Below are 9,377 nucleotides of genomic sequence, written 5' to 3' on the forward strand. Positions count from 1 at the left end.
GGCGGTTCGAGGGGGCTGCTCAAGGGGGTGGTGCTGGTCCTCCCGACGCTATAGACGGGCCGTGCGACTGACGGCTGGATGAGACGGATTCAGGTTGTAGTACCCCGTTCGGGCGTGGTGGTCGGGCTCGTACCAGCGACACGGCTGAAGGACTGGCGAACCGCCGAGGCCGCGTGTACGCGGGACGGTCACACTCGGTGTCGACGACGGATCGGAGGGCGGAGGTCGGATCGGGAGGGGACTCCGGGAACGCCCGTCCGCGGTGTGGACGAGGGGAGCGCTGCTCGGTCGAGGAACGGCGACCCTATCCGGCCACTCTGGACACGGCCCCGGTCCGGGCCGCCGGCCGAGAGAATTGACCGGGCGTTCACCGGGCCGACCCCGCGCCGAAACACTGCGATGATGGGCTGTCCACTGGTGATCGCCGTCGCACCCGCGTCGCGGATCACCCGCCGCGGTCGAGCGGCGGTCCCGACGAGAGGGAGGACGCGATGGACACGGCCACGACCGCGACCGGCGACCGTCCGTCCACCCCGCCCGCCCGGGAGCGCCCGCGACGCCGCCGGATCCGCGCGCGCACCGTGATCGGACGGCTCCTGCTCGTCCCCCTCGTGGTGCTCGCCCTCTTCGGCGCCGGGATCCCCCTCTACGTCACGCCCCCGATCGATCCGATCCCCGAGCAGGCGGACGCGGTCTTCGTGCTGGGCCCGTCCACGAGGGCGCGCGTCGAGTTCGCCCGCCGGATCATCACCTCCGGAGCGACGGACACGATGGTGCTCTCGGTCGGCCCCGGCGAGATGAACGCGCCCCACGACGACAAGAAGTACAAGAAGTGCAACGAGCCCGGCGGCGACGTCCTCTGCTACTCCGCCGACCCGCTCACCACGCAGGGAGAGGCCCGGCAGCTGCGCGACATGGCCGAGCAGAACGGCTGGGACCACGTCATCGTGATCACCAGCGCCCCCCACCTCGTGCGCGCCGAGATGATCATCGGGCGCTGCTACTCCGGCGAGCTCTCGATGGTGCCCTCGGGGGAGCCCATGGGCCTGGACTACCTGGTGAACCAGTACGTCTACCAGACGGGCGCGTTCCTCAAGGCCTTCCTGGTCACCAACGGCTGTTGACGCGAGCACTCCTCCTCGAGCCGCCGAGCCGGTCTGCGCTAGTCTGCCCGGGGCGCCATCGGCCCCGAGCCCGCTCCTGCGGAGCCCGGCCGGCCCGGCCCACGACGGCAGCGCGGCAGGAGGATCGGCCGGGGAGACCCGCGACGCTCCCCGCTCCGCACCGGTCACCCCCACGCGACCCCCTCCGAAAGGCCCGCCCGTGACACCTGCCCGATCGATCTTCGCCGTCGGCCGCGGCCAGTACGAGAACATCGGCGACATCATCCTGCGCCGCCAGCTCCTCGACTGGCTCCGCGAGTCGGGTCCGCTCCACGTCTACGTCGGCCACTCGCCGTGGGGCTACGACGACGGCCTGCGCCTGGGCCCGGACGACACGGTGTACCGCTCGCTCCTGCGCTGGTACGCGGCGCTCGCCCGCGAGGCCCTCGCCGGCCGGGCGAACTCGGTGTTCAAGCCGGGCGAGATCCAGCTGACCCTGATCGGGATGAAGGAGCACCTCGTGATGCTCCCGGGCATCGCCCTCGTGCGCCTCGGCGGCGGCCGCGTGATCCGCGCCGGCGTGGGCACCCGCAACTTCGCTCCGCTGCCCCGCGCGATCATGTGGCCCTCGATGGCGCTCTCGAGCTACACCCGCTGGCGCGACGACAAGACCGCCGGCTACATGCGCGTCGGCGCCGCCATGCCCGACCTCGGCTACGGCGAGGGCTCGAGCGACGCGGAGCTGACCGCGTTCGCCGCGCAGCCCGACGAGGAGCGGCGCGTGCTCGTCCTCTCCCTCCGCGAGGACCACGAGGTGGACGCCCGCCCCTACCCCGAGCAGGAGTGGCTGGCCGCGATCAAGGGCTTCGCCGAGCGCGAGGAGCTCGACATCGTCGTGGTCACGCAGGTCGCCGTCGACGCCGAGCGCTCCCGCCGTCTCGCCGCCGACCTGGACGCGGACATCCTCGACTGGGATCCGGCGCACACCCACGACGAGCACGAGATCCTGCTGCGCGAGCTCTACCGCACCGCCCGAGTCGCGATGAGCGACCGGCTGCACGTGATCATCATGGCGTTCACCGAGGGCGCGGCTCCGGTGAGCCTGCAGATGGACGGATCGACGAAGGCCTCGCGCCACTTCGAGACCATCGGGATCCACGACGTCACGGTCGACATGTCCCGGACGACGCCGGCCGCGGGCGTCGAGACCTTCTCCGCCGTGGTCGCGCGGCGCAGCGAGCTGCTCGAGAAGCTGCTCGTCGCCCGCGGACGCCTCCGCGGCGTCCGCGACGACATCCAGGCGCTGCTCGCCGTGCCGCCCCGCAGCCGCCCGGCCGCTGCGGGTGCCCCTGCCGCCCCTGCCGGCCCGAAGACGCGGGTGTACCACGTCGGCCGCAGCGGAGAGGTCCCCGGAGGCATGACGCAGGTCGTCAACGGGTACCTGCGCTGGCCGTTCGAGCGCTCCGACGTCCGGGTGATCTCCTCCCGCACCGCTCCGGGCGAGCACGTCGCCGCGGCCCGCCTGGCCGCGGGCGCCGCAGCCCGCATCGTCGCGATCGCGCGCCGCGAGCCCGGCAGCGTGATCGTCGTCCACCTCTCGGAGCGCGGCTCGTTCCTCCGCGAGGGATCGCTCCTCCGCCTCGCGCACCGCCTGGGCCTGCGGACGGTCGCCCACCTGCACGGCAGCGAGTTCGCCGCTTTCACCGCCGCGCACCCGCGCCTGGTGAAGGACGTGCTGCGCAGCGCGGACGAGATCATCTCGCTCTCGGAGGAGACCTCGGCGATCTGCCGCCGGTACGTCCCCGCCGACCGCGTGCACCTCGTGCCGAACGCGCTCGAGCAGGGCACCCCGCGCGAGAAGACCCGCACCGTCGTCTTCGGCGGCGTCGTCAGCCACCGCAAGGGCGTCGACGTGCTGCAGAAGGCGTGGGCGAAGGTCGAGGGCAAGGAGGGCTGGCGCCTGCTGGTCGCCGGTCCGATCCGCGAGCCGGAGGTCGTCGACCGCGGCGTCCCGGGGATCGAGTTCCTGGGCTCGCTCGAGAACGCCCGCCTGCTCGCTCTGCTCGACGAGGCGTCCCTCGCCGTCCTGCCCTCGCGTGACGAGGCGATGCCGATCTTCATCCTCGAGGCCCTCGCCCGCGACGCGGCCGTCGTCTCGACCGCGGTCGGCGGCATCCCCGAGGTCCTCGGCGACGGCTGCGGCCGGGTGGTCGCGCCCGGAGACGTGGACGGCCTCGCCGCCGCGCTGACCGAGCTCATCACCGACGAGGACGCGCGGGCCGAGGTCGTCGAGAAGGCCGGGGCGCGCTTCCGCGAGCGCTTCTCCGCCGACGCCGTGTTCCCGCGGGTCGAGGAGGTCTGGCTCGGCTGAGCCGCCTGCGACTTCGCCCCGGATCGCGCCCCGGGCCGCGCTCCGGGCCAGGGCGGAGCCGCGGGAGCGTAAAATCGCTGGAGTCCGCGGCGCCGTACCGCCGCGCCCCCGGCCGTCCGCTCCCGGACGCCTTCTCCCTCCACCCCAGAGAGGCTCGACCGTGGCCATCGCCGCCGACTCCGACCGCCGCCTGTGGACCCTGCCCCTCGCGCGCGCCGTGATCGCGGCGGTCGCCGGCTGCGTCGTCACCTTCTCGCCCGACCACGGGCCCGCGTTCGGCCTCGCCGTCTTCGGGGGCTTCGCGATCGCGACCGGCGCCGTCTCGCTCGCTCTCGGGCTCCGCGCCTGGAGCGGCCGGGCCCGCCCGCTCGCCCTCGGCTCCGCGGTGCTCACCCTGGTCGCCGGCGTCGCGGCGCTCGTCGCGCTCCCCGTCGCCAACCTGCTCTCCTTCGTCGCCCTCGTCGCCGGCTGGGCGCTGCTCTCCGGCTTCCTCGAGTTCTCGAGCGGCCGCCGTGGTCAGGGCCTCGCCGCCCGCGACTCCGTGATCGTGGGCATCGGCACGATGCTCCTCGGCGCCGCCTTCGGACTCCTCCCGCCTCACCCCGTCGTCACCGTCGGCCTCCTCGGCGCCTACGCCGTGATGGTCGCCGTCTTCCTCGCCATCGCGGCGTTCTCGCTCAAATGGGCCGCCGGCGCCGACGCAGCCACCGGACACGATCCCGTCGCCCCCACGACACCGACCTCCGGAGGAGACCGATGACCGCCGAAGGCCAGCAGCCCGACCCCGCCTCTCCCGCCGACCGCGCCTCGGCGGCCGACTCCGCCCCGCCGCGCGACCCGGGCGAGTTCACGCCCCGCACGTTCCAGCCGACCCGCAAGGACCGCCTGCGCCCGCTCGAGCTCATCGGCTTCTCCGCGGTGATGGCGGCCTTCGTCGGCCTCGTCGTCATGCTCTCGACCCGCGAGCCGGTCGTCGCGCTCATCTCGTTCGGCGTCGCCTTCATCGTCGTGCTCGTCGCGATCGCCATGTTCTCGCTGACCTTCAAGCCCGACGAGGCCGAGATCGCGGACATCGACGAGCAGGACTCCGCTCACTAGGTGGGGGACGGCTCCGCCGTCCCCCACCGCAGTCGGCCGGGAGCGTGGCTGAGCGGGTGGAGCGTCCCGCGTCCGCTCCGCGGAATCGCTTGGCACGCGATTCCGCGATGCGCTCGCGCCGCACGGCACGACGGAGCGCCCGGCCCCTGTGCTGATCGAGGAGGCCGCAGGGCGTATCGAGATCCCCCTTCGATCGCGAGTGCGGCCCCGCCTGCGGCTGCTTTCTGCGTCCTCCCGCAGAGCGCCGGCACCCTCTGCTGGTCGAGTGGTCCGCAGGGCGTCTCGAGATCCCCCGGCCCGCCTGCGGTCGCGAGCGCCGCGGCTCCGCGTCGGTGGTCGCGCGTAGCGTGCGGAGGGTGGCGGAGTCGATCGGGCGGTGGTGGCAGCGGCGGCGGTTCTCGCGCGGCGCCGACGTCCCCTACGCGGTCGGCACCTACCGGGAGGCCTGGGCGTCCTACCCCGTCCTGGTGCGGCAGTACCGGCCCGAGTACAACGAGGGCATCGTGCTCAGCCAGATCCCGCCCGCGGCCGATGTGTACCTGTGCTGGCTCTGCGACGCCGGTCACGTCTTCGTCGCCACTCCCGAGGAGCAGCGCCACCGTCCCGGCCGGGAGCGGCGCCGCTCCTCCTGGTGCCCCGACTGCGCGGAGCTCGCCTCGCCGCGCGTGCCCCGGGCCGCGCCGATGATCGGCGGTCGGCTCGCCGAGGTGCTGGCGCCGACGTCCGATCCCGGTCCCGATCCGGATCCCGAGGCAGGCTCCTTCGCTCTCGTCGCTCCGCCCGCTGTGATCGCCCGGAGGCTCGCGTCGACCGCGCCGCCCGCCGCTCGACCGGCACGGGCCCGCTCCCGTCCCGCGCGCGTCTGCCCGAAGACCCCGGATCTCCCCGTCGGCGAGCCCTTCGCCAGCCGGTGCGCGCCGCCGCCGGCCTCCGCGGTCGAGGCCCGACTCCGCGCGCTGCTCGCCGAGCGGCTCGTCTTCGACCCGGCGCACACGGCGGTCCGTCTCGCGCGGCCGTTCTTCGAGCACTGCGAGGCGTGGCCCGACCTGGTGCTCGGGGAGCTGCGCGTCGCGATCGAGTACGACTCGACCGGTCGGCACGGCCTCGAGCACGTCGGGCACCGCGAGGAGGCGGACCGGCGGAAGGACCGCGCGCTCCGCTCGGCCGGGTGGGAGGTGGTGCGCATCCGAACGGGGAAGCTGCTGCCCCTCGGCCCCTACGACCTGGTCGCGACGGGTGTCACGGCCGCACTGGCGGACCGCCTGGTCGACCGGCTCCGCGACGTCCGCGGGCCGCTGCTCGTCGATGCCTGGGGCCGTTGACCGGCCGCGCGGGTCAGATCCGGAGGGCGAGGGCCTCGCTGCGCCAGCGGCGGTGGAGGGCCCAGGGGTCCGGCTCTCCGGCGCGGACGGTCTCGATGTGGGCGTCGAGCGCGGGGCTGCGGGTGAACCACTCGGTGCGCTCCAGGCGCTCGTCGGCGAACTGGGCGTGCCGGTGCTGCTCGAGCGCCCGCCCGCCGCGCTCGAACGCGAGGAGCTCCTCGTGCCGGAGCCGGTGGAGGCGCTGCCTCGGGTTGCCGCTGGTGCCGATCTTGATCCGCTCGCCGAAGCGGATGTAGTAGACGACGTCGACCCGGGGCGGGGGCAGCTCGCCGTCGGGAGCATCGCCGAGCCGCCACTCGCAGGCGGCGCAGAGCCACGCGGAGGGGAACCGGACGCCCAGGCGCGACCCGCACGCCGCGCACGGCGACGGCAGCGCGTCGACCACGCCGTCCTCCCGGGCGACCCAGTCGTGTGCCAGCCCGAGGTGCGCGGCGCACAGCGCGAGCGGGGCGCCCCGTTCGACGGCAGAGGCGCACCCTCCGATCGCGCACGCTCCCATGCCGCCGACGCTAGGTGCGACCCCCGACATCCGCACCCGTCCGTCCGGGCGCCGCGCCGGCTCCGCTACGCCCCCGCGAGTCCGCGGAACTCGCCGTGCTCGCGCGCGAGTACCGCGACATCCGCGTGGTCGCGGGGCCGGGCGTCAGCTCAGGCGGTCGACCAGCGCCGAGGCGAGGCCCGTGTAGCCGCCCGGCGTCAGCGCCAGCAGGCGCTCCTTCGCCGCGTCGCCGATGTCGAGGCCCTGCACGAAGACCGCGAGGTCGTCGGCGCCGAGGCGCTTGCCGCGGGTCAGGTCCTTCAGCAGCGCGTACGGGTCGGTGATCGAGGACCGGCCGGCCGCCACCTCCGCGCGGATCACCGTCTGGATCGCCTCGGCCAGCACCTCCCAGTTGCCGTCGAGGTCGGCGGCGAGGGCGGTCGGGTCGAGGTCGATCTCGAGCAGGCCGCGCGCGATGTTGTCGAGGGCGAGGAGGGAGTGGCCGAACGCGACGCCGATGTTGCGCTGCGTGGTCGAGTCGGTGAGGTCGCGCTGGAGGCGCGAGGTGACGAGGGTCTGCGCGAGCGAGTCGAGCAGGGCGCTGGAGAGCTCGAGGTTCGCCTCGGCGTTCTCGAAGCGGATCGGGTTGATCTTGTGCGGCATCGTGGACGAGCCGGTCGCCCCGGCCTGGGGGATCTGCCGGAAGTAGCCGAGCGAGATGTAGGTCCAGACGTCGGTGCAGACGTTGTGCAGGATGCGGTTCGCGTGCGCGGCCCTGCCGTAGAGCTCGGCCTGCCAGTCGTGCGACTCGATCTGGGTGGTCAGCGGGTTGAAGACGAGGCCGAGGGAGGTGACGAACTCCTCCGCGAGGGCGGGCCAGTCGGTGCCGGGGTCGGCGGCGAGGTGCGCGGCGAACGTGCCCGTCGCTCCGCTGAACTTGCCCAGGTACTCCGTCGCCTCGATCTGCGCGACGACCCGCTCGAGCCGGTACGCGTAGACGGCGAACTCCTTGCCCATCGTGGTCGGCGTCGCGGGCTGGCCGTGGGTGCGGCTGAGCATCGACTCGTCGCGGTAGCGGACGGCCAGCTCCCGGAGCGACGCGACGACCGAGCGCAGCTTCGGCAGCCAGATCTCGTCGACGGCCCGGCGGACCACGATCGCGTAGGAGAGGTTGTTGATGTCCTCGCTGGTGGCGGCGAAGTGGGTGAGCTCGGCGATCCGCTGCAGGCCCAGCTCCTCGAGCCACTGGCGGACGAGGTACTCCACGGCCTTCACGTCGTGGCGGGTGCGGGCCTCGAGAGCCGCCAGCTCGTCGATCTCGGGCTGTCCGAAGTCACGGGCGCGGCGGCGCAGCTCCTCGGCGGTCGCGGCGTCGACGGGCTCGGAGCCGAAGAGGCGGCGGTCGGTCAGCGCCAGCAGCCACTCGACCTCGACGTGCACCCGCGCGCGGTTCAGCCCCGCCTCCGAGAGGTACTCGCCGAGCGACGAGACGGCACCGCTGTAGCGGCCGTCGAGGGGGCTCAGCGGCTGGGTGGGGAGCGAGGTCATGCGGTGGTGCCTTCCGGTTCTCAGGTGTCCTGCGCGAGGGCGGCGCGCGCGTCGGTGGAGTCGGGGCGGACCGAGCGGTTGCCGCGCAGTCCTGGTTCGATCTGGGTGAAGAGGGCCCGGCAGGCGCGCTCGATGAGCGCGAGCACCGAGTCGAACGCCGCCGCATCGGAATAGTAGGGGTCGGGGACGTCGCCCTGCGGGGAGAGACCGGGCTCGAAGTCGAGCAGGCGGCGGACCTTCTGCCGGTCGACGTCGGTGCGCGCCCAGGAGCGCAGCGCCCGCTCGTGCCCGTGGTCGAGCGCGACGACCAGGTCGAACTCGGCGAAGCGGGACGGGTCGAAGAGCTGGGCGCGGTGACGGCCCCCGTCGAAGCCGTGCCGCTCCAGCGCCGCGAGGGCGCGGCTGTCGGCGTGCTCGCCGAGGTGCCACTCGCCGGTGCCGGCCGAGCTGATCTCGATCGCGGAGCCGATCCCCGCCTGCTCCGCCAGGGAGCGCAGCACCACCTCGGCCATCGGCGACCGGCAGATGTTGCCGGTGCAGACGAAGCACACGGCGAAGGCCGAGGGCGCGGGGGAGTCGGGGGTCACCCGCCCATCATGGCGCACCGCGGCTCCTCCACAGCAGGCCGATCCCGGCATCGTCCACCGATGGCGCGCGTCGCCTCCCGGGGGGTGGCGACGGGGCCGATGCCGGGTGCCGACGCCGCGGTGTCAGTCCTGACGGCGGCGGAGGAAGGGGCGCAGGAGGAGGCCGATGAACCAGTTCACCAGGGCGAGAACGAGGGCGCCGAGCACGCCCCACCAGAATCCGTCCACGACGAGGCCGAAGCCGAAGAGGGCGCTGATCCAGGCGGTCAGGAGCAGCAGGAGGCCGTTGACGAGGAACGAGACCAGGCCGAGAGTCAGCAGGTACAGGGGGAACGCGACCACCCGCACCACTCCGCCGACGACGGCGTTGACGACGCCGAAGATCACCGCCACCAGCAGGTACGTGAGGACCGCCGCGGCGGGGCCCTCCTCGTACGGGTCCACGCGCACGCCCGCCACGACCAGGGTCGTGAGCCAGATCGCGACGGCGTTGGTCAGGAGGCCGAGGAGGAGTCTGCTCATGCCTCCACTATCCCCGCAGGCGGGGCGGGCCGCGAGCCGGGGCTCAGGTGAGGGGCCCGCCGATGGTCGGCTCCGGGGCGGGAGTGCAGAGGCGGGGGTCGTCGGCGCAGGTCCGCGGAGGGAGCACGGCGGTGGGCTCGGGCTGCGGCAGGGGCTCCGCCGTCGGCTGCGGGGCCTCGGTCGGCTCGGGAGCGGGCGGGTGATGCCGGCCGGCTCCGTGGTGAAGGACCGGTCGATCGGCGTGTTCCTCCCGGCCTGAGCCGCCCGCGGATCGAGGGGCTCCCTCGG

9 protein-coding genes are annotated in these 9,377 nt (G+C 73.9%); 5 read left to right on the forward strand and 4 right to left on the reverse strand.

Annotated elements, in window-relative coordinates; translation table 11 throughout:
* Nucleotides 1–491 precede the first annotated feature (491 nt).
* The 5 genes from C5D44_RS17220 to C5D44_RS17240 all read left to right on the forward strand — a co-directional run bounded on the left by C5D44_RS17220 (nucleotide 492) and on the right by C5D44_RS17240 (nucleotide 5,894).
* Nucleotides 492–1,124 carry a YdcF family protein gene (locus C5D44_RS17220; RefSeq protein ID WP_104275858.1) on the forward strand — a complete coding sequence of 211 codons (633 nt, stop codon included), beginning with the start codon at nucleotides 492–494 and terminating at the stop codon, nucleotides 1,122–1,124.
* Between the two features lie 199 nt (nucleotides 1,125–1,323).
* Nucleotides 1,324–3,474 carry a glycosyltransferase family 4 protein gene (locus C5D44_RS17225; protein ID WP_104282360.1) on the forward strand — a complete coding sequence of 717 codons (2,151 nt, stop codon included), beginning with the start codon at nucleotides 1,324–1,326 and terminating at the stop codon, nucleotides 3,472–3,474.
* 160 nt (nucleotides 3,475–3,634) lie between these two features.
* Nucleotides 3,635–4,234, forward strand: coding sequence for a DUF308 domain-containing protein (locus tag C5D44_RS17230; protein ID WP_104275856.1), 600 nt, complete (start codon nucleotides 3,635–3,637; stop codon nucleotides 4,232–4,234).
* Complete coding sequence (locus C5D44_RS18620; protein ID WP_258062947.1) at nucleotides 4,231–4,572, forward strand: hypothetical protein; 342 nt, start codon at nucleotides 4,231–4,233, stop codon at nucleotides 4,570–4,572. Before C5D44_RS17230 ends, C5D44_RS18620 begins: the two co-directional genes overlap by 4 nt.
* Nucleotides 4,573–4,928: 356 nt before the next feature.
* Nucleotides 4,929–5,894 (forward strand): hypothetical protein, encoded by a 966-nt coding sequence (locus tag C5D44_RS17240; protein WP_104282361.1) that lies wholly within the window; start codon nucleotides 4,929–4,931, stop codon nucleotides 5,892–5,894.
* Nucleotides 5,895–5,907: 13 nt separating this feature from the next.
* Here the strand turns inward: C5D44_RS17240 and C5D44_RS17245 are convergent, their stop codons facing one another.
* The 4 genes from C5D44_RS17245 to C5D44_RS17260 form a co-directional block, all read right to left on the reverse strand.
* Entirely contained in the window at nucleotides 5,908–6,453 is a 546-nt protein-coding gene (locus tag C5D44_RS17245; protein WP_104282362.1) for a GIY-YIG nuclease family protein, read from the reverse strand.
* Nucleotides 6,454–6,597: 144 nt separating this feature from the next.
* Nucleotides 6,598–7,980 (reverse strand): adenylosuccinate lyase, encoded by a 1,383-nt coding sequence (gene purB / locus C5D44_RS17250; RefSeq protein ID WP_104275853.1) that lies wholly within the window; start codon nucleotides 7,978–7,980, stop codon nucleotides 6,598–6,600.
* Nucleotides 7,981–8,000: 20 nt separating this feature from the next.
* On the reverse strand, nucleotides 8,001–8,567 hold the full coding sequence (locus C5D44_RS17255) for a low molecular weight protein-tyrosine-phosphatase (protein WP_258068037.1): 567 nt from the start codon (nucleotides 8,565–8,567) through the stop codon (nucleotides 8,001–8,003).
* 123 nt (nucleotides 8,568–8,690) lie between these two features.
* Nucleotides 8,691–9,089: a phage holin family protein gene (locus C5D44_RS17260; RefSeq protein ID WP_104282364.1), complete on the reverse strand. Its 399-nt coding sequence runs from the start codon at nucleotides 9,087–9,089 to the stop codon at nucleotides 8,691–8,693.
* Nucleotides 9,090–9,377 lie beyond the last annotated feature (288 nt).

The sequence above is a fragment of the Rathayibacter sp. AY1B5 genome (assembly GCF_002932795.1).
Classification (GTDB): domain Bacteria; phylum Actinomycetota; class Actinomycetes; order Actinomycetales; family Microbacteriaceae; genus Rathayibacter.